Source organism: Fibrobacter sp. UWH5, assembly GCF_900142505.1.
Lineage (GTDB): Bacteria > Fibrobacterota > Fibrobacteria > Fibrobacterales > Fibrobacteraceae > Fibrobacter.
The window spans coordinates 168,834-191,832 of record NZ_FRBB01000005.1; the positions used below are offsets into that span (position 1 = coordinate 168,834).

The 22,999-nt window shown below is 51.0% G+C and carries 18 protein-coding genes and 4 tRNA genes; 15 read left to right on the forward strand and 7 right to left on the reverse strand.

What is annotated here, in order from left to right:
- Positions 1-22: 22 nt before the first annotated feature.
- A tRNA-Ser gene (locus BUB38_RS06640) sits at positions 23-107 on the forward strand.
- A 175-nt stretch (positions 108-282) separates the two neighbouring features.
- Positions 283-822, forward strand: a complete 540-nt coding sequence (gene rbr, locus BUB38_RS06645; protein ID WP_073158858.1) for a rubrerythrin — start codon at positions 283-285, stop codon at positions 820-822.
- Between the two features lie 237 nt (positions 823-1,059).
- Here the strand turns inward: rbr and BUB38_RS06650 are convergent.
- Positions 1,060-1,132, reverse strand: a tRNA-Glu gene (locus BUB38_RS06650).
- 172 nt (positions 1,133-1,304) lie between these two features.
- Between BUB38_RS06650 and BUB38_RS06655 the strand changes: the two genes are divergently transcribed.
- Together BUB38_RS06655 and BUB38_RS06660 are read left to right on the forward strand one after the other, a co-directional pair.
- Positions 1,305-4,052 (forward strand): ATP-binding protein, encoded by a 2,748-nt coding sequence (locus BUB38_RS06655; protein WP_073158860.1) that lies wholly within the window; start codon positions 1,305-1,307, stop codon positions 4,050-4,052.
- Positions 4,053-4,178: 126 nt separating this feature from the next.
- Positions 4,179-5,549, forward strand: a complete 1,371-nt coding sequence (locus BUB38_RS06660; protein ID WP_073158862.1) for an anaerobic C4-dicarboxylate transporter — start codon at positions 4,179-4,181, stop codon at positions 5,547-5,549.
- Between the two features lie 145 nt (positions 5,550-5,694).
- On the opposite strand, the gene BUB38_RS06665 is transcribed toward BUB38_RS06660, so the two are convergent.
- Positions 5,695-5,767, reverse strand: a tRNA-Glu gene (locus tag BUB38_RS06665).
- A gap of 120 nt (positions 5,768-5,887) precedes the next feature.
- Here BUB38_RS06665 and BUB38_RS06670 point away from each other — a divergent pair.
- The 5 genes from BUB38_RS06670 (at position 5,888) to rpmB (ending at position 10,652) form a co-directional block, all read left to right on the forward strand.
- Complete coding sequence (locus BUB38_RS06670) at positions 5,888-7,522, forward strand: ATP-binding cassette domain-containing protein (protein ID WP_254794890.1); 1,635 nt, start codon at positions 5,888-5,890, stop codon at positions 7,520-7,522.
- Positions 7,519-8,163, forward strand: coding sequence for a methyltransferase family protein (locus BUB38_RS06675; RefSeq protein ID WP_073158866.1), 645 nt, complete (start codon positions 7,519-7,521; stop codon positions 8,161-8,163). Before BUB38_RS06670 ends, BUB38_RS06675 begins: the two co-directional genes overlap by 4 nt.
- Before the next feature lie 4 nt (positions 8,164-8,167).
- Positions 8,168-9,406 (forward strand): 3-deoxy-D-manno-octulosonic acid transferase, encoded by a 1,239-nt coding sequence (locus BUB38_RS06680; protein ID WP_073158868.1) that lies wholly within the window; start codon positions 8,168-8,170, stop codon positions 9,404-9,406.
- A gap of 12 nt (positions 9,407-9,418) precedes the next feature.
- Positions 9,419-10,351 (forward strand): 4-hydroxy-3-methylbut-2-enyl diphosphate reductase, encoded by a 933-nt coding sequence (gene ispH, locus BUB38_RS06685; RefSeq protein WP_073158870.1) that lies wholly within the window; start codon positions 9,419-9,421, stop codon positions 10,349-10,351.
- 79 nt (positions 10,352-10,430) lie between these two features.
- Positions 10,431-10,652, forward strand: a complete 222-nt coding sequence (gene rpmB, locus BUB38_RS06690) for a 50S ribosomal protein L28 (RefSeq protein ID WP_073158872.1) — start codon at positions 10,431-10,433, stop codon at positions 10,650-10,652.
- Between the two features lie 281 nt (positions 10,653-10,933).
- Here the strand turns inward: rpmB and BUB38_RS06695 are convergent, their stop codons facing one another.
- Positions 10,934-11,572, reverse strand: a complete 639-nt coding sequence (locus BUB38_RS06695) for a 3'-5' exonuclease (RefSeq protein WP_249269459.1) — start codon at positions 11,570-11,572, stop codon at positions 10,934-10,936.
- A 34-nt stretch (positions 11,573-11,606) separates the two neighbouring features.
- A complete protein-coding gene (locus BUB38_RS06700) occupies positions 11,607-12,140 on the reverse strand; it encodes a lysophospholipid acyltransferase family protein (protein ID WP_073158876.1) in 534 nt (177 codons plus the stop codon).
- 83 nt (positions 12,141-12,223) lie between these two features.
- Between BUB38_RS06700 and BUB38_RS06705 the strand changes: the two genes are divergently transcribed.
- Positions 12,224-12,296 (forward strand) — tRNA-Cys (locus BUB38_RS06705).
- A gap of 159 nt (positions 12,297-12,455) precedes the next feature.
- Here BUB38_RS06705 and BUB38_RS06710 read toward each other — a convergent pair.
- Positions 12,456-13,124, reverse strand: coding sequence for a hypothetical protein (locus tag BUB38_RS06710; protein WP_073158878.1), 669 nt, complete (start codon positions 13,122-13,124; stop codon positions 12,456-12,458).
- A gap of 288 nt (positions 13,125-13,412) precedes the next feature.
- Between BUB38_RS06710 and BUB38_RS06715 the strand changes: the two genes are divergently transcribed.
- Positions 13,413-14,075, forward strand: a complete 663-nt coding sequence (locus BUB38_RS06715) for a DNA alkylation repair protein (protein ID WP_073158880.1) — start codon at positions 13,413-13,415, stop codon at positions 14,073-14,075.
- A 77-nt stretch (positions 14,076-14,152) separates the two neighbouring features.
- Here BUB38_RS06715 and BUB38_RS15795 read toward each other — a convergent pair whose 3' ends face one another.
- Complete coding sequence (locus BUB38_RS15795; protein WP_083538104.1) at positions 14,153-14,350, reverse strand: hypothetical protein; 198 nt, start codon at positions 14,348-14,350, stop codon at positions 14,153-14,155.
- A gap of 171 nt (positions 14,351-14,521) precedes the next feature.
- Between BUB38_RS15795 and BUB38_RS06720 the strand changes: the two genes are divergently transcribed.
- The 4 genes from BUB38_RS06720 (at position 14,522) to BUB38_RS06735 (ending at position 21,881) form a co-directional block, all read left to right on the forward strand.
- Positions 14,522-16,495 carry a 4-alpha-glucanotransferase gene (locus BUB38_RS06720; RefSeq protein WP_073158882.1) on the forward strand — a complete coding sequence of 658 codons (1,974 nt, stop codon included), beginning with the start codon at positions 14,522-14,524 and terminating at the stop codon, positions 16,493-16,495.
- A gap of 341 nt (positions 16,496-16,836) precedes the next feature.
- A complete protein-coding gene (locus tag BUB38_RS06725) occupies positions 16,837-18,162 on the forward strand; it encodes a glycoside hydrolase family 13 protein (RefSeq protein WP_083541996.1) in 1,326 nt (441 codons plus the stop codon).
- A 29-nt stretch (positions 18,163-18,191) separates the two neighbouring features.
- Complete coding sequence (locus BUB38_RS06730) at positions 18,192-20,822, forward strand: protein translocase subunit SecDF (protein WP_073158884.1); 2,631 nt, start codon at positions 18,192-18,194, stop codon at positions 20,820-20,822.
- Positions 20,823-20,945: 123 nt separating this feature from the next.
- Positions 20,946-21,881, forward strand: a complete 936-nt coding sequence (locus tag BUB38_RS06735; protein WP_073158886.1) for a magnesium transporter CorA family protein — start codon at positions 20,946-20,948, stop codon at positions 21,879-21,881.
- 97 nt (positions 21,882-21,978) lie between these two features.
- Here BUB38_RS06735 and BUB38_RS06740 read toward each other — a convergent pair whose 3' ends face one another.
- Positions 21,979-22,998, reverse strand: coding sequence for a polyprenyl synthetase family protein (locus BUB38_RS06740; protein WP_073158888.1), 1,020 nt, complete (start codon positions 22,996-22,998; stop codon positions 21,979-21,981).
- Between the last annotated feature and the right edge of the window lies 1 nt (position 22,999).

Below are 22,999 nucleotides of genomic sequence, written 5' to 3' on the forward strand. Positions count from 1 at the left end.
ATACTACATTGCGCCTTACGTCGGAGAGATGTCAGAGTGGTCGATTGAGCCGGCCTCGAAAACCGGAGTCTGTAACAGGACCGAGGGTTCGAATCCCTCTCTCTCCTTTGAATAAAAGACGCCCCCAGGTGGGGCGTCTTTTATTCTATAGACGATCGGGAGTCGAGCCCTCGATTAAGAGGGTTCGCTTGACTTCGCGAGAGCCGTAGGCGAACTGTTCTTTCTAAAAAAAACATTGTATATTGTTTCAGTAACGTTTTAACCTCAATTCAAGGAGACACGATGGCTAATAAGTACGCTGGTACCCAGACCGAAAAGAACCTCGAAGCTGCATTTGCAGGCGAATCCCAGGCTCGTAACAAGTACACTTACTTTGCATCCCGCGCAAAGAAGGATGGTTTCGAACAGATCGCAGCGCTGTTCCTGAAGACTGCAGAAAACGAAAAGGAACATGCCAAGATGTGGTTCAAGGAATTGGGCGGCATCGGTGACACCGCAGAAAACCTGAAGGCTGCTGCCGACGGTGAAAACTACGAATGGACCGACATGTACGAAGAATTCGCAAAGACTGCTGAAGCTGAAGGTTTCGCCGCCCTTGCAAAGAAGTTCCGCCTGGTAGCAGCTATTGAAAAGCATCATGAAGAACGCTACCGCGCACTTCTCAAGAATGTGGAAACTTCCGCCGTGTTCGAAAAGAGCGAAGTCAAGGTTTGGGAATGCCGCAACTGCGGTCATATTGTCGTGGGTACCAAGGCTCCCGAAGTCTGCCCCACTTGCGCTCACCCCCAGTCCTACTTCGAAGTCAACGCTGAGAACTATTAAGAGCCGAGCGTCGCAGAAAAAAGAAAGAATCCGGTGGGGTTCTTTCTTTTTTTGTTGGGAAATTACGGTTGAAGAAGATGTCTTTCCTGAATTAGACCGTATGATTGTTGTTGTGGAGCTTGATTTTTGATTACTGGTACGGTTTATTTTTGAAAAAAATGAATTTCCAACCGTAGTTCCCGTGGAACGGGGGGGGGGTATACAAAAAACACCACTCAAGTGAGCGGTGTTTTTGTATACCTCCAAGCGGTTTCGAACCGCTGTTGCGGGAATGAAAATCCCGAGTCCTGGGCCACTAGACGATGGAGGCGTTTAGGTGCGACCAAATATAGGAAAGTATCTGAATTAGTCAAGGGTGCTGCATAAAATTTTTTTTTCGTACAAATTTACCGTTTTGCCTCACATTGTATTATATTTGCGCTTCGTAAGATTTTCGTAGTATTTTGGGCCTTTTGTGAGGCTGATTAAGGCGGATGTGATTGATGTCTAGCGGTGTTGAATTGCTTGAAACTGTTTTGGACGGCTCTGATCGTCTGGTCCTGGTTTGCGATGCAGAATCGTTTTCTGTGGTTTATGCGAATAAGATGGCCCGAGATTATGCAAAACAGGGTGAAACTCCCTATAAGGGGGTGCCTTGTTTCAAGTATATGATGGGCCTGGATAGTCAGTGCCCTTTTTGCCCCCTCCGCAAGTCAGAAAAACGCGATTCCCTAAATGCCGATGTGAATCTTGGTGACCGAGTTTATAATACCAAGGTTGAATACAAGGAGCTGGATGGCCGGAAGGTTTTTGTTGAGTATGTTGCTGACGTAACCTCCATTCGCCGTACCGAAAAACAGTATGTAGATCAGCTTAAATTGCTGAAGGATTCCATTCCCAATACCGATGTGGTTTTTCATTTGGACCTTACCGGCAATGCGGTCCTGGGGGTAGATGGCGAGGACGGTTACATCGAGGGGCTTAAGTCCTGGATGGCTTCGCGTCAGGAACCCACGACAGTAGATTCCATTGTGGAAATACTTTCCTGTAATATCCCCAAGCAGGTTTCCCGTATAGCTTACCTCAAGGATTTTGCTTGTGCTTCCTTGATCCGGCATTATGAAGAGGGCAAGATGTCCTTCGAACGGGAGATGGAATGTTTTAGGGACGATGAAATTATTCCGTACCGTGCTTGCGTCCGCTATATGATGAACCCCATCAACGGTCATCTGGAAGCGGTTATCTATGGAGTCGATCTTTCTCAAGAGAAACTGGCTCAGGAACGTCAGCTGAACTTCGTTACTGCCTTAAGCCAGGATTTCCGTTATGTGTACCTTTGGAATCCTGACAAAGATGAGATCTCCATTGTCAAGCAGGACGGCTTCATGGTCCGTAGCGACCTTGGGGCTGAAAACAAGTTCCCGTATGATGCCATGTGGGCTCACTACATTGAAGACCGCGTCTTCTCGGAAGATCGCGAAATGATGTACAAGGCCATGGAAAAGGAGAAGGTCCTTGCCTATCTCAAGGATCATGAAAACTATGTGGGCACTTACCGCGTGGTTGAAAATGGAGATATTCATTACTTCCAGTACAAGTACGTAAAAATCGAGGGATCCTCCGAGATTATTGCGGGTTTCCAGAACGTGGACAAATTGTTGGATACCGAAATTTTCCGTAATTCCATTATCAGTACCTTGGCCAAGGTTTACTTCTGTGCCTATGATATTGACCTTTCTACGGGGCATTTCCGCGAACTGGGCGATTCTACCCGAGATTATATTTCCAACGTCATCGGTCAGATGGGTGAGTCCATGGAAAAGTTCAGGGCCATTTGCCAGACGACGGTGGCGCCGGAACAGGTCCAGGAATTTCTCGATTTTACGAACATTCATACCTTGGCTGGCCGCCTAGCTAACCGCGATTCCATTGGTATCCATTTTAAGGGTTTGAATGCGGGTTGGTGTGAAGGTCTATTTGTTGTCATCAGTCGAGACAAGAATGGTCGGTGCTCCCATGTTCTGTGGGTTGTTCGTTCCATTAACGAAGAAGTGGCTAGGGAAGAAGCTTACAAGGTTCAGCTGAAGGACGCCCTCCGAAAAGCGGAGCGGGGAAGTGAGGCCAAGTCCAAGTTCCTGGCCAGGATGTCTCATGATATCCGCACGCCTTTGAATGGAATTATCGGTCTGCTTGAAGTTGCTGACCGTAAGGAACAAAGTCCGGAAGAGCGGGCGGAAGGCCGCAGGAAGGCGAAGAACGCCGCCAATCATTTGCTGTCGTTGTTGAACGATGTGCTGGATATGTGCGAGTTCGATGACGCCGAAACTCAACTGTTAGAAGAGCCTTTTGATCTTCAGCAGGTTCTTGGTGAAGTTCGTTCTATTGCCAATCTCCGTGCTGATGAAAATGATGTTGTCGTTAGATATGATGGTGCGTTGAGTGTAAAATGTCCCCATTTGCTGGGGAGCCCGCTCCATGTCCGTCAGGTATTCCTGAACATTTTGACCAATGCCATTAAGTTTAACAAGAAGGGCGGTTCCGTAGACTGTTATTCCGAAATCGTGAATGAGACGTCGGATGTCTTGACCTACTGTTTCCACGTGGTGGATTCGGGTATCGGTATGAGTAAGGAATTCCTTGAACGGATGTTTGAACCTTTTACCCAGGAACGTAATGATGCCCGAAGCACTTATCGGGGCTCCGGTATGGGCATGGCGATTGTAAAGGCCCTTGTGGAAAAGATGAATGGCCGGGTTACGGTCCGTAGTACAGAGGGCGTTGGAACTCACGTTGCTGTGACGATTCCCTTCAAGATTGATCAGAGTTCTCGTGTTTGCCTCACTGAAGGTGCGGAAAGCGAATCCCTGGATGGTATGAAGGTCTTGCTGGTGGAAGACAACGACTTGAATCTGGAAATTGCCCGCCGAATCCTGGAAGACATGGGCGTGGTGGTGACTAGCGCTAGAGATGGCGAAGAAGCGGTGCGGGTCTTTGAAAGCGCTGGCCAGAACGAACTGGACTTGATTCTGATGGACTTGATGATGCCTGTGCTGGATGGTTTTGGGGCTGCCAGGAAAATCCGTCTTTCTGCTAAGAAGGAAGGTGCTGAAATTCCCATTGTGGCCTTGTCTGCCAATGCATTTGCAGAAGATGTGAAAAAGTCCAGGGACGCCGGCATGAACGGTCACTTGGCCAAACCCATCGATATTCCCTTGCTAAAGAAAACGCTGAATATGTACAAAAGGGCTTGATTTTTTTTTGATAATTTATTTGGCGCTCCCCGTTCTTTTTTCAAAACTTTAGAGTAATTTCAATAGAAAAATGTTATCGTACTGATAACTTTTTTTTCTGGTTGCTTTTGAAAAAGCGGAGGAATTATGGCTGTAATGATTATTCAGCTCTTGATTGTGCTGGCTGCTCTTTACGTGGGTTCACGTTATGGTAGCCTTGCCTTGGGTGCAATTTCTGGTATTGGCCTTGCCATCTTGGTGCTGGGCTTTGGTATGCAGCCGGGTAAGCCGCCTACCGATGTTATCTACATCATTATCGCGGCTGTGACCTGCGCCGGTATTATGCAGGCTGCGGGCGGTATGGATTGGTTAATCCAGTTAGCGGAAAGACTTCTGCGTAAACACCCTAACCAGATTATCTTCCTGGCTCCGCTTTGCACTTTCTTCCTCACGGTTCTCGTGGGTACCGGCCATGTGGTTTACACCCTCATGCCCATTATCTGCGATATTTCCCTGAAGAAGGGTATCCGTCCGGAACGTCCCTGCGCCGTGGCATCTGTGGCATCCCAGGTGGGCATTACCTGTTCTCCCATTGCGGCCGCCGTGGCTTCTTTCGTGGTGATTTCCAACGCCAACGGTTTTGAAATCAACAACTTGCAGGTGATTGCGGTAACCATTCCTGCTTGCCTTTGCGGTTTGATGGCAGCCGCTGCCGTTAGCTACAAGCGCGGTCTCGATCTGGACAAGGATCCCGCTTTCCAGGCTAAGCTGAAAGACCCTCAGCAGCGTGAATACATGTACGGCAACACTGCTTCTGTGCTGGACAAGGCTGTTTCCAAGGAAGCAAAACGTTCCGTGTTTATCTTCCTGGCTGCTTTGGCTGTGATTGTGATGTTCTCTGTGTTCCAGATTGCGGGCCATGACATTCGTCCCGCTTTCCCCACCGGCAAGGTTGTGGATGGTGTGGCTCAGGTGAAGCCCATGGGCATGAACTTGATCATTCAGATTGTGATGATTTCTGCAGCCGCCTTCATGATTATCTTCTGTAAGGCTGAACCCAAGAAGGCTGTGGCTGGAGCCGTTTGGCAGTCTGGCATGGTGGCTGTGGTGGCTATCTACGGTATCGCCTGGCTGGCTGATACTTACTTCGCCAACTACATGGACGTGATGCAGGGCGGCCTGAAGGATATTGTTCAGCATTATCCCTGGGCGATTGCCCTGGCCTTCTTTGCGGTGTCTGTGCTGATTAACTCTCAGGGCGCCGTGGTGGTGGCCATGCTTCCGCTGGCGTACAGTCTGGGTATCGAAGGTGCGGTGCTTCTGGGCGTGCTCCCCAGCGTTTACGGCTACTTCTTCATTCCCAACTATCCTTCCGACATTGCCACAGTGAACTTCGACCGTTCCGGCACTACGGTAATCGGTAAGTACCTGTTGAACCACAGCTTTATGCTGCCGGGCATGACCAGCGTTATCGTTTCCACTATTGTGGGTTCTTTGATTGTGAAGGTGTTCTTCTAATTATGGGAGGTGTCGCGCGAATTTTTCGCGGGAAAGATCTTCGTGTACTCTGGGCTCGCCGTAAGGCGGGCCCTTTTTTGCGGTTATAAAACTAAGGGCGGTTGTAAAATAAGAAAAGCCCAACCTTTCGGTTGAGCTTCTCTTATACCTCCAAGCGGTTTCGAACCGCTGTTGCGGGAATGAAAATCCCGAGTCCTGGGCCACTAGACGATGGAGGCGTTTAGGTAGGCCAAATATAGGTTAGATTTTTAATCTTGTAAAGGGTGTAAGGCAAAAAAAGTTAATTTTTCTCTGTGTTTTTGAAAAATTGGTTAAAAAAGTCTCTTTTTAGGGGTATTTTGAAGTTTTTGCCGGTGGCCTTGCTTGCCAGCGGTGCCGACGCTGCCGTCCTCTGGGGGATCCGTGCCTTTATGGATATCCTCTCGGGGGAGGGTCCCATGCCCCTTTATGGATGGGTGGGCCTGATGTTGGGCCTGACTTTTTTACGCCTGATATTCCTGACCTTGAAAATCCGAGTTTCCGAGAGCTGGGTTTTTGCGGCGGGCGCTCGTATCATGGGCTGGTTCCTTCACCGTTTGCGCTTGCTCCATCCGCGGAATTTCCATACCCCTGCCGGAAACCTCTTGGTGGAATCCGCTTATGAGTCGACGCTGGTTCTTCAGAATAATGGGGCGGTTCTTTTTCAGGGGGCTCAGGCGGTGTTGCAGCTGGCGGTGTTCTTGCCGGTGTTGCTGTACATTTCCTGGCCGCTGACCTTGTTCCTTTTCGCGGTGGTGGTTCCGGTGGTGGGCGCCCTTCAGCGGAAACTTCATAAGCTTGGGCCTGTGGAGGAAAATCTGCTTCGCGACCGTTCGCGGTTCCGGGGCGACCTGACTCTTGCCCGCCGCCTCTTTTTGCAGTGGAGTTCCCGCCGGGAGCGTACGCTTTTGTCTGACGAACTTTTGCAGCAGAACCGCCATTTGCGAAATGACGGACTGGCTGCGGGCCTGCGGAAAAATGGACTTTCGCTGGTGGCGGAATCGGTGTCGGTGGTGGCCATGGTCCTGGTCCTGGGTTTTTGCGCGTTGCTGATTCGCTGCGGGTGGATGAATGGCTCCGGTTTGGTGCTGTTCTGCTCGGCGGTCTTGCTCAGTTACAAGCCTGTAAAGGAATGCGCCCGGGTGCTGCCCCAATTCCGGTCTGCGGTAAGCGCCTTGAAAATCCTGGAAGAATTTGAAAAGGCCGAAATCAGGAGTTCTGATTTTGGTGGACGTGGGGCGGGTTCCGCAAATGGTTATAGCCCTGACGGGCTGTTCGTGAAGAATGGTTCGTTTAAGTACGCTGGTTCGGAACGTCCGGTTTTTGCGGGCTTGAATCTGGAATGGTCCCGTTCGAAGCCGGTTCTTGTCCGTGGAAAAAATGGGATAGGGAAGTCGACACTCTTGCGGTTGCTTGCGGGCCTGGAAAGCTGGGATGCTGAAGGTGCCGCAGACGGGATTTGTTCGTCGTTGCCGGTTGCCGCAAATGCCGTATTTTTTGTGGCTCAGGATTTGGAGTTGCCTCCCCGACGCTTGCTCCGCGGAATTTTGGAAAGTTTGAAGCAGGGGGCCGCGGGCTCTGTTGGGGTCGCCGCTGCGGAAGGTTCGTCTGCAACCGCTGCGGGTTGTGGGTTTAGCGTTGCGGGCTGCCGCGAACTTTTCGCTTTCGCGGAAAATTTCAGGATCCTCCCGCTGGTAGAAAAGCAGGGGCTTTCAGGCGGCGAGCGTTCCCGCGTGGCCTTGCTGTGGGCTCTCGCTTCGGACTGCGATACGGTCCTTCTGGATGAACCTTTTGCGTCCATCGCCTTGGCGGATCGGGAGCCGTTGTTGGCTGCGTTCCTGCAGGCGGCTGCCGCTCTTGACAAGTGGGTAGTGATCGTAAGTCACGACGTACTTTCTCCCGAAATGGAAGGCCGCTTCAGTATCGTGAACTTTGATGGCGCGGGGGAACGATGAAAATTCTTTATGCCTGTCGCGGCTGGATTCTTGGGGCCATGGCGGGAACCATGCTGGCCTTGCCGGGAATGCCCATATCGGACGATTGGTTTGATATGTTGCCGCTGCCAACCCTTTGCTTGATTGCCTTCGTGCTCTTGCGTGTGCAGGCCCGCCGCATCATCGGGGAACATACCCGCGGATTTTCTCACGATGCGGACCGACTTGTAACGGAAGGCGTGTACTCCCGCATTCGCCACCCGCTGTACTTGTCTAACGCCGGGGTCGGTTACGCTTTCGTGGTGTTGCATTTTGGCTTCGCCCTGGTGGCCTTGGCTTTTGTGGTGGCGCTTTTTGCTTTTGAATATTTGTTATCGCGGATGGAAGACCGCTACCTGGAAAATCGGTTCGGCGAAGAATGGCGAACCTGGGCCGCAGAGACGCCTGCCTTTTTCCCGCGGTTAAGTGGTTCGGGTATGGGCCCTTCAGTTGGCGGACGGCCTGCGACTGCTCGCGAAGGTTCCGCAACGGGTTCGGCTGAACGTTCCGCGAAGTCCCCTGCCCGTCGTTCTTTTGCGGCGGCCTTTAAGGCGGACACGTCTACGTGGCTCTGGCTGCTGGTGATGATTGCGGTCGTTGTTGGACGCAAGTTCCTGGGATAGTCGGATGAAGTTTTCCTTGACGGCCCGAATTGCTTTGTGGTTTGCCCGAGTTTGTCTGCGCCTGGTTGCCCGCGGGGGCACCTGTGTTCCTGCGTTAGACCGCAAGTACAAATTGCGGGAGCGGTTGGACGGCCCCTGGTGCGAAAGTCCGAAGAATCTGGCTTCGCCAACGAGCGGCTCGCAGTACGAACGTCCGAAAATTTCAAAACGTCTTTGGCTTCACGGAGCGAGTCTCGGAGAGTGCAAGATGTTGCTTTCTGTGGCTCGAGCCCTGAAGGCGGACTGGCCTTCCTGTGACGGTGAATGCCCTGAAATTTTGCTGACGACTCAAAAGGCGGAGGCACTAGAAACTTTGCGGAATAAGGCTGCAGGTGTTTGTCGTGTCGCCATGTCGCCTGCAGATTTGCCCGATACCCTGGAGCGATTCTTGAAGGAAGTGAATCCAGCGGCTCTTGTGCTTGGCGAAAACGAACTGTGGCCTGGCTATGTGGAGGCGATGAACCGCCATTGCAAAAAGCCGGCGGTGGCTCTTGTTTCTGGGCGGGTCCGTAAGCTGGCGCCCGGTGTGAGCCTCGATGACCTTGGCTTTGTGACTCTGCAATCTGACGGTGGAAACTGGAAATTGCTGGACTGGACCCGCGACGTAACCGCCCCGAAATCGTCTGCTGGTGAATTTGCGGCTCCAAAAGACAATCCCTTAATTGACGTCGCCTTGGTTTCTTTTCATAAGGAAGAACTTGCCGCTTTCGGTGCGCTGGTTTCTGCTGCGGCGTCTGCAGGTAAGTCTGTTGTTCTCGCTCCCCGACGTCTCGAAGAAGCGGGACTTTTCCGCGAATTCCTCCTTTCCCAAAAAAAGATAGCGCTTGATTGGCCTGCGGTCCAGAAAGGTTCCGTCACCATCGTGAACCGATTCGGCCTAGTTCCTGAAATCCTCCGGTCATGTGGGGTGGCCGTGGTGGGCGGCTCGTTCGTGGCGAATCCTGGTATTCATGATTTTTGGGAACCGCTGAGAGAGGGTGTCAAAACTTTTGTAGGTCCGTTTTCAAAAGGCGCGGAAGAGGCTGTTTCTGATTTAGTGTCCCGTGGCGTGGTGGCCCGGATTTCTTGTGCGGGGGATGTGGGCTCGGATTGGTGGAATGTGACTCTTGACCCCGCAGTTGCTCAGGCCTGTCTTCAAGAGGAACGGGAAAAAATTCTAAATTCTTATGAACGGTTGCTGAAGTTCCTTTTGGCGACCGTATAAGGAACCTGCATCATGAAAAAAGTGATTCTCGCAACTCCCAGAGGCTTCTGCGCCGGCGTTGACCGCGCCATCCATGTGGTGGAAAAGGCTATTGAAAAATTTGGTACGCCTATCTATGTGCGTCACGAAATCGTGCACAACAAGTTCGTGGTGGATACCCTCAAGTCCAAGGGTGTTGTTTTTGTAGATGAGCTGGATGAAGTGCCGGCAGGTTCCGTGGTGATCTTTTCTGCCCATGGTGTTGCCGAAGAAATTTACGCCGATGCCGAAAAGCGTGGACTTCAGGTGCTGGATGCCACGTGCCCTCTGGTTCTCAAGGTCCACCTGAGTGCCAAGCGTCATTTCTCTGCAGGCCGTCATATTATCATGATCGGTCATGCGGGTCATGCCGAAGTGATCGGTACTTTGGGGCAGCTGCCGGAAGGTGCCATTACGCTGGTCCGTAACGAGGCTGACGTGGCGACGGTGGATGTTCCCGAAAATAAGGAATTGGCCTACATTACCCAGACGACCCTGTCTGTTGCCGAAACCCGCGAAATTATCAAGGCCCTCAAGACCCGTTTCCCGGAAATTATCGGCCCGGACGCTGGTGACCTCTGCTATGCGACCGGCAATCGTCAGGCCGCTGTGCTTGACCTGTGCCAGAAAGTAGATATGCTTTTGGTGGTTGGCGCCAAGAATTCCTCCAATTCCAGCCGTCTGATGGAACTGGGTTTGGAACAGGGAATCAAGAGCCATCTGATTGCCTCTGTAAACGACCTGGAGCTGGAATGGTTCGATGGCGTTGAATCCGTGGGTATTTCCAGCGGTGCCAGCGCTCCCGAAGTGCTGGTTCAGGAAGTGGTGGACTGGATTAAGGAAAAATTTAGTGGCGTCGAAATCGAGAATTTCGTGAAATTGGTGGAATCTACCAAATTCAACTTGCCTAAGGCGCTACAAGATTAACGAAGATGATAAAATTAACCTTGACGGAATCCCAATTATTTTCTACAATTGGCTTCTGTTATAAACAACGGAGTTTTTTATGAGCCGCATTTGTGAAGTTACCGGCAAAGCCGGTCTCGTGGGCAACATGGTTTCCCACTCTAACCGCAAGAAGTTGATGAAGCAGCTGCCGAACCTTCAGACCAAGCGTTTCTACATTGCTGAAGAAGACCGCTGGGTTTCTCTCCGCGTTTCCAACGCTGGTCTCCGCACTATCAATAAGCGCGGTATCCTGGCTGTTGCTCGCGAACTCGGCATCTAATTCTATTTCTTGTAGAGTTTAGACTTTTAAGTCCGCCTAATGGATGAATAATCTGTTAGGTGGTCTTTTCTGTATTTAGACGATTGTTGACAATCTGTTGATAGAATTGAATGTCGGACCTGGTGCCGGCGTTCATCCCTTATAGATCAAGGGCTCCGCAGGGTTGTTGTTTTCGAGCCTGCTTGTGGATATTGTGAAAAAGAAGCTGGATAGTTCGACTATCCAGCTTCTTTTTTAAAGTCAGCCTAGTTGCCCGTAAGGCGGACTGCTTTGCTAGTTCCCTACTTGTTCAGGAACTGGGGTACGCCCTTGTACTTTTCGATGTTCTTCAGGATGGTGGCCATTTCCCAGTCCTTTTCCTTGAAACGGCGGCGGAGCAGGGCCACGAAGACTTCCATGAGCATCAGACAGTCGTAAACGGCGCGGTGCATCTTGTCGGACTCGATCTTCATGTTGATTTCGTCGCGGCGCTGGAAACCGGCGGCCAGAATGCCCAACTTGTGGGAGGGGCTTTCGGGGAGGATTGCCTTGGAGATGGCCAAGCTATCGACGATGGGGTTGCCCGGAATAATCTGGGGGTTCTTCTGGTAAGCCACGCGGAGGAAGCTGGCGTCGAAGTTTGCGTTATGGGCGATAAGGATGGAAGACTGTCCGCAGAAGGCGGTGAACTTCTTGATGGCTTCGCCAACGGCCGGGGCGTCCTGGACGTCCTTGTCGTAAATGTGGTTCACGTTGGAAGCTTCGGCGGGGATCAGCATGTTGGGCTTGACGAAAGTCTCGAATTCCTTTTCCAGCTTGGGGACGACGCGTCCCTTTTCTACCGTGACCGTGAACTTTACGGCACCGATTTCGATAATTTCATCTTTCTGGTTGTTAAGGCCAGTTGTTTCCAAGTCAAACGCGACAAATTTAGGCGGCATTAAAATCACTTTTTTACCTATTTCCCTTTAAAAATTACTTGGTCGGATTATTTTCGGTACAAAGATACTTAATTTCGATGTCAATTGATGACAACGGCAGCGGGAGGATGAAATTATCCCATGTTTTTAACATAAAATGAGCCCCGTAATGGGGTTGAATATGCCAAAGAGGGGTACCGCTAACCTTAGAGAGCCAGATGGAGCCGGACTTGACCTTGTGGGCGGGGCCTTTGGGGCCGTCCAATGCCATGCCGGTGAAGCCGCCCTGTTTCATGGAATCCAATAGGTGCCGCACGTTGGTGGCGCCTCGGGTGTCGGAGCCTCGGGTGACTTTGTAGCCGAGACGTCGTGCGGTTTCGGCGAAGAAAGCCCCGTCGTCGGATTGGGAGACCAAAACGTGAACGCCCCGATCCTTGAAAGCGGCGGTGCTGGCGAGCAAATCCTGGTGCCAGAGTCCCAGAACGCCAGGGCCGAAATCTGCTGGGGTTCGCAGACGGATGCGGAGGCTGCGGATCCACAGGGCGGCTAGCCATGACGCGGCGCGGACTTTCAGGGTGGCTTTGTTCATGGCGCAAAAAATAAAAAAATCAAAAAAATTAGAGAATACCCCTTGAAAGGTTTTGTTTTTTTATCTATATTGCGGTTCACTTTGGCGACGTACCCAAGTTGGTAAGGGGCGAGTCTGCAAAACTCTTATTCATCAGTTCGAGTCTGATCGTTGCCTCTAAAAGTAAAGAAAGATCTCTCGGAAGAGAGGTCTTTTTTTTATATAAAAACTATTGATATAAAAATATAGGGATGGACGTCAGGTGTGGAACCGCAGACTTTAAAAAGGAATGCATAAAAAAGACCGCGGCTCGTATGAGTGGCGGTCTTTGATTGTCTAGGCCTCAGGCAGGGGATTTTTGCGGGGTCGCCCTCTGGGGCGTTTGACCGGTTGACCCTCCGGTTGGGCGGCGGGTCCGTCTGTCTGAATTGCAGAAGCGGTTGTGCGCTTGGCGAAAAGGGCCTCGCGGATTTTCTTTGCCCGTTCTTCGGCTTTCTGGAGTGCCAGTTCAGCTGCGGAGACGATGACGGCCTTGGGCTTTTCTCCGACCTTTGCTCCGAAGGATGCCTTCAGCACGCGGCCGGAACTGGGAGTCTGGCCCAAGAAGGTTTTGGTCGTGGCGGATTTTTCGTTCCCGGAGGGGAAAGTTTTCTTGGCCGTCATAAGAAAGTTCGTTGTGCCGGGGTGTCGTTGTTCCGGTTCGATCTTTGTACAGCTGGGGCTTTTTTCGGTAAATGCGTTGCGGAAAATTTCGCTTTTTTGCGGAGGGAGCGTTTCGACCGAACTTCTAAAAAGGGCTGCTGCCTCTTCGTGGGATTTTCTCTCCTTGGCGGCGATTCGTTCTCGCTTGCCGGGGCGACGTTCCCCTTTTTTGCGTTTTCCGGAAACTTCGCGCAGTTCCTTTTCGGAACGCTTGATTATTTCTTCGTCGGAGAGTCCCCTGAGTTCCGGCGGAACTTCGATGATGGGGAGCATTTCTTCCTTGACGTCTGCTATTTCACTCATATACTTCTTAATGTTTTAATTTTACAATATGATGTTCTTTTTTGGGCTGTCCAACCAAATCTGGTGTTGAAATGTTTTTTTTTGCCCCTGCGAACTTTATCTGTATTTTTGTAGGTGTTTTATGTACGTTTGCGGGTTCAAAAATAGGTCTTTGGAAACTTTTTGATTTGTCAAGAGTATTTTTAAACTTTTTTGATGTAAAAATTCTGTTAAAATTTAAAAAAAATTGAAAAAAGTGTTTGTCAAGGTCTAGAAATTTATTTTTTTTGGGACTATTTTTGGCCTACAATGCTTCGTTTTACACAAGATATCTTACTTGCTCTCCGCGCTATCTCTAATGAAGAAGAAGCGCATGAAATGTCTAAGAAGGCTCGCGAACAGTTCGACTTCCTCGGAATTCGTCTGGTTCCCCGCCGTGAAGTGACTTATCCCCTTTTTGACAAGAATCCGCCGAAGGATGGCGATGAACTTGTTGCTAGAGTCGAAGACATGTGGACGCAGCCTTATCGTGAAATTCAGTACGCCGCTTGCGACTACCTGTTCCGTCATCGCGGACTTCTGGGTGGCCAGCATTTGTCGTTCCTGAAGAAGCTGATCAAGACTCGTGCCTGGCGTGATACCGTGGACACCTTGGCCGCATGCGTGCTGGGTGACCTGGCTCTCCGTCTGCCGGCTCTCCGTACCAAGATCGCTTCCTGGATCCGTGATCCCAATGTGTGGGTTCGCCGTAGTGCAATCATTTTCCAGATTCAGTACAAAGACCGCACTGATTGGCCTTTGCTCCGTAAGTTCTGCCTGACCTGCGCTAAGGACGACGACTATTATATCCGTAATGGAATCGGTCGCGCATTGTCTGAATATGCCCGCATCAATCCTCAGGAAGTTCGTCGCTTTGTTCAGGACAATACTTTTGCTGAACAGACCACCCAGGAAATCTTGAGAATGATCTAATCCCTAATCGGGTTAGCAAAAACAAAAAGTTAGTTTGTTTAAATTAAAAGTCCTCGTTTCGCAGACGAGGGCTTCTTTTATTTTTTCTCGTATTCCTTTTCTAGAAATAGGCGCTGTTCCTTGTTGGCGGGTTGGGCGCTGCCTCTGCCCTGTGCGGATTCGCTAAAGGGGAAAACGAAACGTCCTCGCAAGACGCAACCCGGTGCCCCGGGATCGCATTCCTTGTTCCGCTTGACGCAAAATGTTCCTCTAAGATTTCGGCATTCATAACTCATACTGTAAATATAGTTATGAGATATGAGTTGTGAGATATGAATTATGAGTTGTAAAGTATGGAGGTATCGTCGCGATTATTTAGCTCAAAGGGCAGTCCTCATGCCTCGAACCTCATACCTAATTATCCTTTTACCTTTAAACTTCTGCCTTTTGTTTTTAAATTTTAACTCATGAGATATGGTGACCTTTCTTATTTCCAGAGCGGCGTGGCCGTTCCCCTCTTCAGCCTTTATAGCAAGCAGAGCATCGGTATCGGCGAATACCTGGATCTGATTCCCTTTGCTCGCTGGGCTCAGGTCTGTGACTTCAACATTATTCAGCTTCTGCCGGTGAACGATACTGGTGCTGAATCCAGCCCCTATAGCGCCCGCAGTGCCTTTGCCCTGAACCCGGTGTTCATCAATGTGCAGGCCGTGGACGGATCCTCTGAATACGAAGAGGAAATTCATGAGGCCAAGGCCAAGTTCGATGCTGAAGGTAAGATTGACTACTACAAGATTTCTACCTGGAAGCGTTCCATCCTCAGAAAGATTTTTGACAATCGTTACGATTACCTGAAGAAGGACAAGGTTCTGACTCGCTGGATTGATTCCAACAGCTGGGCTAAGCCTTACTGCGTGTATGCTACCCTGAAGGCCCAGAATGGCGAATCCAGCTGGAAGGATTGGGCGGAATATCGCAATCCTACCGATAAGGATATTGAAAAGCTTTGGAAGAAGTTCATTAAGGACTGCCTGTTCCAGGCCTGGATGCAGTGTGTCGCCGAAATGCAGTTTAACGCTGCCGTTACCGAAGTTTCCAATATGGGTCTTCGCCTGAAAGGCGACATTCCTATCTTGATTAACGAAGACAGTGCAGACGTCTGGTCTGAACGCCGTTTCTTCTCACTGGATGATCGTGCCGGTGCTCCTCCTGACATGTTCAGCTACAGTGGCCAGAACTGGGGATTCCCCACTTACCGTTGGGACGTAATCGAACAGGATAACTTTGACTGGTGGCGTCGTCGTCTGGCCCAGGCTAGCAAGTTCTATCATGCCTACCGCATCGACCACGTTCTGGGCTTCTTCCGTATTTGGTCTATTCCCCAGTGCGAAGTGACTGGCATCATGGGTCGTTTCAACCCCTGTATCCCGCTGACCTTGAACGAACTTCAGAGTGCCGGTTTCTGCCAGGCTACGCTGGAATACCTGCGCCGTCCTAACTACTCCATTGACCAGCTTCGCGGTTTCCTGGGCGATGATACGGATCGCCTTGCTCCGGTCTGCTTCCAGCCGTTGGAAGGGGAATTCGACCGTCTGGTGCTGAAGCCGGAATTCTCTTCCGAAAAGGCAATCCTTTCTATGGGTGAACCTCAGGAAGTGAAGGACAAACTGTTGAAGGTTTACTGGAATAGAGTATTCATTCCCTCTGGCGACGAGAATACCTTCTACCCCTACTGGTACTGGTACAATCAGCCGGTTTTGTTTACCTTGCCCGAAAACGAACAGCAGAAGCTTCGCGAAATTCTTAAGCGCAACGAAGATTCCCAGAACGGCTTGTGGGAACAGAATGCTACCAAGCTGCTCTCTGTGCTTGCCAAGGAAACCGACATGCTGGTCTGCGCCGAAGACCTTGGTGCAGTCCCGTCTTGCGTGCCGACTGTTTTGAACAAGTTAAACATCCTTTCTCTGCGTATCGAACGCTGGGCCCGTAATTGGAATGTGCCTTATTCTCCCTACTACGATATGGATGAATATCCCCGCCTTTCCGTTTGCACCACCAGCTGCCATGATACCTCCAGCCTTCGCGGCCTGTGGAAGGAACCGGATTTCGACCGCGGTCTTTACTGGTCTCATGCTCATTTGCCGGGCAGCGCGCCCCAGGAAATTACTCCTACGGTCGCACGTACCATTCTGACCCATGTGTTCAGCTCCAATAGCTTGTTCTGCATTCTCCCTGCTCAGGATTACTTCGCCCTTTCTGCAAGCCTTTCTCAGGTGGATCCTGAAAAGGAACGCGTCAATGTGCCGGGTACCGTGGGTGGTGCAAACTGGTGCTACCGCCTGCCTTGCTCCGTAGACGAATTGTTGGATTACGCATCCCTCAGTTCCGACATCCGCAAGCTGGTAGATGTACGTAAGCGCAGACCCTTGTGGAAATTTTAGGTGATTTGAAATCAGCGTGGCTTGTCCGCGCTTTTTTTGGCTGAAAATGGACTCCAAACGGGGGGCTTTGCCTTAAATGGAGTCCATTTTTTTTTGTTGTTTGTAATCGTTGCTGTACGCTTGTTTTGAAAATGGACTCCAAATGGCGTCGAATCCGACTTTTGGAGTGGATGAAATGTGCGAAAATAATCGTTTTCGGCTATGTTTGAGTTAATTTATTTGAAATGTTGGACTCCAAAACATCTTGATATTGTAAAATGGAGCCTATTTTTTGCGAAAAAGAGACTTCGCAGATATATATTTATTGACAAACAGCCACCTTATTCCAACTATTGCCTATTATGAATTCATTTGCTCCCGCCTGGGTCAAGGATGCCGTATTCTATCAGATTTTTCCAGACCGGTTCTGCCGTTCAGGACGGTATAGTGCTGCCGGTAATTTTGTGAATTGGGATTCCAAGCCGACCCGTGAAAACATGTTTGGCGGAAATCTTGCCGGTATTGAAGACCGCCTGAAGTATATCGCGGACATGGGCTTCAATGCGATTTACCTTTGTCCCATATTCAAGAGCAATTCGAATCATCGTTACCATACGGTGGATTATTTTGAAATTGACCCTGTCCTTGGGACCATGGCGGATTTTGACAGGCTCGTAAAAAAGGCTCATAAACTTGGGCTGCGCATCATTCTGGATGGCGTGTTCAATCACTGTTCCCGCGGTTTTTTCCAGTTTAACAGTCTGCTGGAATTGGGGCGCAATTCCCCTTATGTGGACTGGTTCCATATAAAGAAATGGCCCCTGAAGGCTTACTCAAAAAAAGCCAATTACGAATGCTGGTGGAATTTTCCGGCCCTGCCGAAGTTCAATACCGACAATCCCGAGGTCCGCGAATACCTGATGAGCGTAGGCGAGTTCTGGATGAAACGAGGAATCGACGGGTGGCGCCTGGATGTGCCTAACGAAATCAATGACGACAGTTTCTGGCAGGAATTCCGTCGCCGCATCAAGGCAGTCAATCCCGAGGCCTATATCGTAGGCGAAATCTGGGATGAGCCTTCCCGCTGGCTGATGGGCGACCAGTTTGACGGCGTCATGAACTATATGTTCCGTAAGGCGGTGCTGGCTTACCTCTTTGACGAAAATCCCATCAGTACCGAGGAGTTCTGCCGACGTCTGGAAGAGGCCTTCCCCAAAACCCGATGGTACGGGAGCGGTGAGGGGGAGACTCCTGCCGGCGACATTCCCATGAACCTGCTGGGCAGTCACGATACGATCCGTTTGCAGTCCCTGCCTTGTTCCGACGGGGCACGGGTGCGCTTGGCCCTGACCCTGCTATTCTTTATGCCGGGAGCCCCCTGTATATATTATGGTGAGGAATTGGGTCTTAAGGGCGGTAAGGACCCCGACAATAGGCGGACCATCCCCTGGGATTCCCTTGAAAGTTTGCGGAAACATCCTGCTTACCCATATATAAAAGAGCTGATCGAACTCCGAAAATCGAACGTTGCCCTCAGAAAAGGCGATTTTTCTATAAAAATAGGGGAAAATGCATTCGAGATCCGCAGATTTTATGAAGAAAATGGGAAAAAGAACGTTTTGGAGCTGAAAGTCTACGGAGCCCAGGACGGTTCTTCCCCGAGTTTTGCTATCTTTGCGCCCAACTAAGCGTTTAGTACCTTATTAAGGGATTACAAATGAACAAGAACAAATTCGGCATGCGAGAATTCATCATTCTCCTCGTCATTATTCTTTCGGCCTACACTGTATGGCCTTCTATTCAGGTTCACTCCAAGTCGGGTGATGAGAAAAAGACCTTCCTTAAGGAAAATCCGAAGCTGGGTGCAAAGTCCATCAACTTCGGTTTGGACCTCGCTGGTGGTACCGCCATTACTCTCGAAATCGAGAAGTCCGGTATCAAGAACGAAGATATCAAGGACGTTCAGGAACAGTCCCTGGAAATCATTCGTAACCGCGTTGACCAGTACGGTCTTTCTGAACCTCAGATTTCTCCCAGCGGCGACGACCGTATCGTGGTTGAACTGGCAGGTGTGGATGACTCCACCGCTAAGGCTCTCGTGGGTTCCACCGCAAAGCTGGAATTCAAGATTCTGGCCGAAGCTGAAAAGTTCCAGCAGGTCGTTCTGCTCATCGACCAGTACCTGACCCGTCAGACTACTGACATCGCTGCAGACTCTGCCGCAACCGTCGACACTACCGCCGCCGCAGCCAAGGATTCCGCTAAGGACACCACCAAGGCTCTCTCCGATGACGAACTTCTCGGTAACACTCAGGTTGCTGAAGCCGCTCCCGCAGCAGAAACTGCAGAAACTGCCAAGGCTGAACCGGCAAGCGAAGTCGGCACTGCTCTTTCCGCTTACTACATGAACTTCGGCAACGGTGGTTTCATCGCCGAAGAAAGTGTTGAAAAGGTCAAGAAGCTTCTCGCTACTGAAGGCGTTCAGAAGCTGATTCCCCGTGACGTGAACTTTGCCTTCGGTAGCGGTCTGGAACCTGTCCAGCGCGGCTCCCAGATCAAGGCCAAGCGTCTTTACCTCCTGAAGCGTCGCGCCGAAATGTCCGGTGACGATGTTGTTGACGCTCAGCCGCACCGCGTTAGCGATGGTGTCAGCGCCGGCGAAGTTGCCGTTAGCCTCAAGTTCGGTGGCATCGGCCCCAAGAAGTTCTCCGCTGTAACTGCTGCAAACATCGGCAAGCAGATGGCTATCGTTCTCGACAACCAGGTGATTTCCGCTCCGGTGATCCGCGACCGTATCCCCAATGGCGAAGCTCAGATTACTGGCCTCGACGACATGGCTGAAGCAAACCGTCTGTCTGTCGTGCTCCGTGCCGGTGCTCTCAAGGCTCCCATGAACATCATCGAATCTCGTAGCGTCGGTGCTACCCTCGGTGAAGAAAACATCGTTCAGGGCTTCGGTTCTGGCGCTGTCGGCCTTATCCTCTGCCTCGTGTTCATGATCGGCTACTACCGCCTCGGTGGTTTCATCGCTAGCCTGGGTATGATCATCAATACTTTGGTTACCGCAGCCGTTATGTCTGTGTTTAACGCTACCCTGACTCTCCCGGGCATCGCTGGCTTCATCCTGGTGCTTGGTATGTCTCTCGACGCAAACGTCATTATTTACGAACGTATCCGCGAAGAAATCAAGGGCGGCCTCACTGCCCGCGCCGCTGTCGCCAAGGGTTACGAACGTGCATTCAGCGCCATTTTCGACTCCAACCTGACCACCGTGCTTACCGCCTTGATCCTTTACAAGATCGGTACCGGTTCCGTGAAGGGTTTCGGTCTTACCTTGATGATCGGTATTATTACTTCTCTCTTCTGCGCTCTTACTGTTACCCGCGCCGTGTTCGACTGGAAGCTTGCTAAGCAGGACGCAACCACCCTCTCTATCGGTGGCGGCTTCAAGTTCCTCAACAACGCTAACCTGCCTGTTGTTCCCAACCGCGGTAAGTTCAAGCTGGTCTCCATCATCATGATCGTGGTCAGTATCGCCTCTATCGCTGTTAAGGGCTTCGACTTCAGCATCGACTTCACTGGTGGTCAGGTTTATACCGTCCAGTATCAGGATGCCGATAAGCATGAAGGCGACCTGAACAAGGCTCTCGCCGATGCTGGTATCAAGGGTGCAAAGGTTCGCTCTCTGGGTGGTACCTCCGCTAACTCCTACCAGATCAGCATGCGCGCTTCTGAAGACGCTCAGTTTGAAGTCAAGATGGCTCAGGCCTTCGAAGCTGCAAACCAGAAGGTTGAAATTGTGGCTAAGGACAACGTTGGTCCTACCATCGGTAAGGAACTTCGTAACGACGCTATCATGGCCATCATCCTCGCATGGATCGCCATCGGTCTCTATGTGTGGTTCCGCTTCGGTAAGCTGGGTCTTGGCTTCGGTATCGGTGCTGTGGTCGGCCTCGTCCACGACTCCCTCATTACCTTGGGCTTCATCTCCCTCTTCGGCCTTTCCTTCGACGGTGCTCTTATCGCATCTCTCCTCACCATGATCGGTTACTCCGTTAACGATACCATCGTGGTGTTCGACCGTGTTCGTGAAAACGCCGCCATCCATGGCCTCACTGGTTTCGACAAGACTCTCAACAGCTCTATCAACCAGTGCTTCAGCCGTACCGTGATTACCTCTCTCACCACCCTCTTCGTCTGCTTGGTTCTCGCTATCATGGGCGGTTCCTCCATCCGCGACTTCGGTATGGTGATGGTCTTCGGTATCTTCATCGGTACCTACTCCTCTGTCTGCATTTGCTCTCCCTTCGTGCTCTGGTACTCCAAGCGCTTCAAGACCGGTGTGTAATAGCAGCTTAGGCTTTGTAAAGGCCTGGTAAAAAAATCAGATTTTTTAGGCTCGGACTTGCTCCGAGCCTTTTTGCTTTTACATATTTTTCTATTTTTGGGTCCGTTCGATCAAGGGGGCGCTATGCTCAAGAAGTACTATAAAATCGAATCAGGGCGCCTCGCTAGTGCCCCGAACGAAGAAGTGGCAGACATCGTCATGATGGGTTCTCTTAGCCAGGAACAGCGAAGCGTGCTGGTTAAGGAATACGAAATCACGGAACATACCATTGCGTCTGCATTCGACTCCGACGAACTTTCCCGTATAGAATACGATGATGACTTTACCACCATCGTGTTTAAGAAGCCCAAGAACTATTCTGCGGCCGATAATTTCCAGTTCCGCGTAGAATCTTTCGGTATCTTCATTTTCAAGGACTGGGTGTTGCTCCTGACGGACTCCGACATTCCCATTACCGACGAAAAGCGTTTTTCCAAGATCGACAGCCTGAACACTTTCGTGCTTAAGGTTCTTAGCTATGCGATTTACCACTTCAACGAACACTTGAAGATCATCAATCGCATCAACGACGAACTGGAACAGAAGCTCCGTACCGCCATGGAAAACAAGTACCTGCTTTCCATGTTCAGCCTGAACAAGGGCTTGATCTACTACGTCAGCGCCCTGAACAGTAACGATACCCTGCTCCGCAAGCTCCAGATGGGCCGCAGCCTCAACTGGACCGAAGCCGAACGTGAATTGCTGGAAGACATCCAGATTGAAAACGGCCAGAGCCTGCAGCAGGCAAACATCTACGCCAACATTTTGACGTCCATGATGGATGCCCGCGCTAGCGTCATCAGCAACAACGTGAACACGCTGATGAAGAACCTGACCATCGTGACCATTTCTATTTCCCTCCCGACGTTCTTCGCCAGCTTGTTCGGCATGAACGTGCGCCTGCCCTTCGGCATGAACGGCGATGCCGCCGGAGGTAGCGACCTGGCATTCTGGATTATCATTGCCATGTGCTTCCTGTCTGTGCTTGTGTTCATGGCCATCTGGACAAGAAAAAAATAGGGAACCGCATAATCCCAAGCGCTAGCTGGGAAATAAAAAAAACGTCCGCTACAACGGTCGTTTTTTTTGTTTGATAGAGAATTGCCTTGCCGCAGAGTCAGTTTCCGCGATCGCTCATGGAGGCGAACATGGCAACGATTTCGTCGGTGAAATTGCTTGCCGGAAGCTGGTTTGCAATTTCAAGAGCCTTTTCCAGGTGGTCCTGAGCGCAGGCCTTGGCCTTCTTGAATGCTTCCTTTTCGTTCAGCTTGGCGATAATCTTTTCGGGAACGCCAGCCTCGGAAGCCTTGGCGATGAGACTTTCCATCTCGTTGCGGTCGGCTGCGGAGCATCCGTCAAAGTAGTACAGCAGGGGCAGGGTAATCAGGCCGTTGCCAAGGTCGGTGAACTTGGCCTTGTCCAGGTTCTGGCTGCCAAAGCCGTAGTCCAGCAAGTCATCCACGATCTGGAAGGCGATGCCGAAATGGCTACCCATCTGGGCGCACTTGTCTGCGTTTTCTGCATCGAAGCCGGCCAGGATGCCGCCAATACGGGCTGCTGCGTCAATTAGGGCAGCGGTCTTGCCATCGATGATTTCGTCATACTTTTCAAAGGACAGGTGGGTGTTGCCGGAATAGTCCAGCTCGAGAATTTCACCTGCAATCAGCTTGTCGGCTGCGTTAGAAAGAATCACGGGCACGTCTCGGGATTCTTCGTTGATGACGCAACGCATGGCCTGGGAAAGAACGTAGTCGCCAATGAGAACGGCAACCTGAGTTCCCCATTCCTTGTGGGCTGTCTTCTGACCGCGGCGGATGTCTGTTCCGTCGATAATATCGTCGTGGACCAGGCTTGCCAGGTGCAGCAATTCAATGCCTGCGCAAGCGTGTGCAACGCGGTCGGCGTTGGGCTTTACGCTGCCGCTCTGGGCAATCAGGCAAAGCAGGGTAGAACGAATGCGTTTGCCCTTGCGCTGGAACAGAGATACCAAACGTTCAGAAATGCCTGCGGGGGCTTTCCTTGCCACGTCCATGATGACCTCTTCCGTCAGCTGGAGCTGGTCCTTTACGAGGTCACGGGCTTGGTTTAGAACGGTCTGAAAATCAGCTTTACTTTGAAGGGAATCCTTGGAATTCATG

Bases quoted from the DNA above. Each gene is read 5' to 3' on its own strand.
- rbr (WP_073158858.1), top strand. From the start codon at position 283: ATGGCTAATAAGTACGCTGGTACCCAGACCGAAAAGAACCTCGAAGCT.
- BUB38_RS06655 (WP_073158860.1), top strand. From the start codon at position 1,305: ATGTCTAGCGGTGTTGAATTGCTTGAAACTGTTTTGGACGGCTCTGAT.
- BUB38_RS06660 (WP_073158862.1), top strand. From the start codon at position 4,179: ATGGCTGTAATGATTATTCAGCTCTTGATTGTGCTGGCTGCTCTTTAC.
- BUB38_RS06675 (WP_073158866.1), top strand. From the start codon at position 7,519: ATGAAAATTCTTTATGCCTGTCGCGGCTGGATTCTTGGGGCCATGGCG.
- BUB38_RS06680 (WP_073158868.1), top strand. From the start codon at position 8,168: ATGAAGTTTTCCTTGACGGCCCGAATTGCTTTGTGGTTTGCCCGAGTT.
- ispH (WP_073158870.1), top strand. From the start codon at position 9,419: ATGAAAAAAGTGATTCTCGCAACTCCCAGAGGCTTCTGCGCCGGCGTT.
- rpmB (WP_073158872.1), top strand. From the start codon at position 10,431: ATGAGCCGCATTTGTGAAGTTACCGGCAAAGCCGGTCTCGTGGGCAAC.
- BUB38_RS06695 (WP_249269459.1), bottom strand. From the start codon at position 11,572: ATGCCGCCTAAATTTGTCGCGTTTGACTTGGAAACAACTGGCCTTAAC.
- BUB38_RS06700 (WP_073158876.1), bottom strand. From the start codon at position 12,140: ATGAACAAAGCCACCCTGAAAGTCCGCGCCGCGTCATGGCTAGCCGCC.
- BUB38_RS06710 (WP_073158878.1), bottom strand. From the start codon at position 13,124: ATGAGTGAAATAGCAGACGTCAAGGAAGAAATGCTCCCCATCATCGAA.
- BUB38_RS06715 (WP_073158880.1), top strand. From the start codon at position 13,413: ATGCTTCGTTTTACACAAGATATCTTACTTGCTCTCCGCGCTATCTCT.
- BUB38_RS15795 (WP_083538104.1), bottom strand. From the start codon at position 14,350: ATGAGTTATGAATGCCGAAATCTTAGAGGAACATTTTGCGTCAAGCGG.
- BUB38_RS06720 (WP_073158882.1), top strand. From the start codon at position 14,522: ATGAGATATGGTGACCTTTCTTATTTCCAGAGCGGCGTGGCCGTTCCC.
- BUB38_RS06725 (WP_083541996.1), top strand. From the start codon at position 16,837: ATGAATTCATTTGCTCCCGCCTGGGTCAAGGATGCCGTATTCTATCAG.
- BUB38_RS06730 (WP_073158884.1), top strand. From the start codon at position 18,192: ATGAACAAGAACAAATTCGGCATGCGAGAATTCATCATTCTCCTCGTC.
- BUB38_RS06735 (WP_073158886.1), top strand. From the start codon at position 20,946: ATGCTCAAGAAGTACTATAAAATCGAATCAGGGCGCCTCGCTAGTGCC.
- BUB38_RS06740 (WP_073158888.1), bottom strand. From the start codon at position 22,998: ATGAATTCCAAGGATTCCCTTCAAAGTAAAGCTGATTTTCAGACCGTT.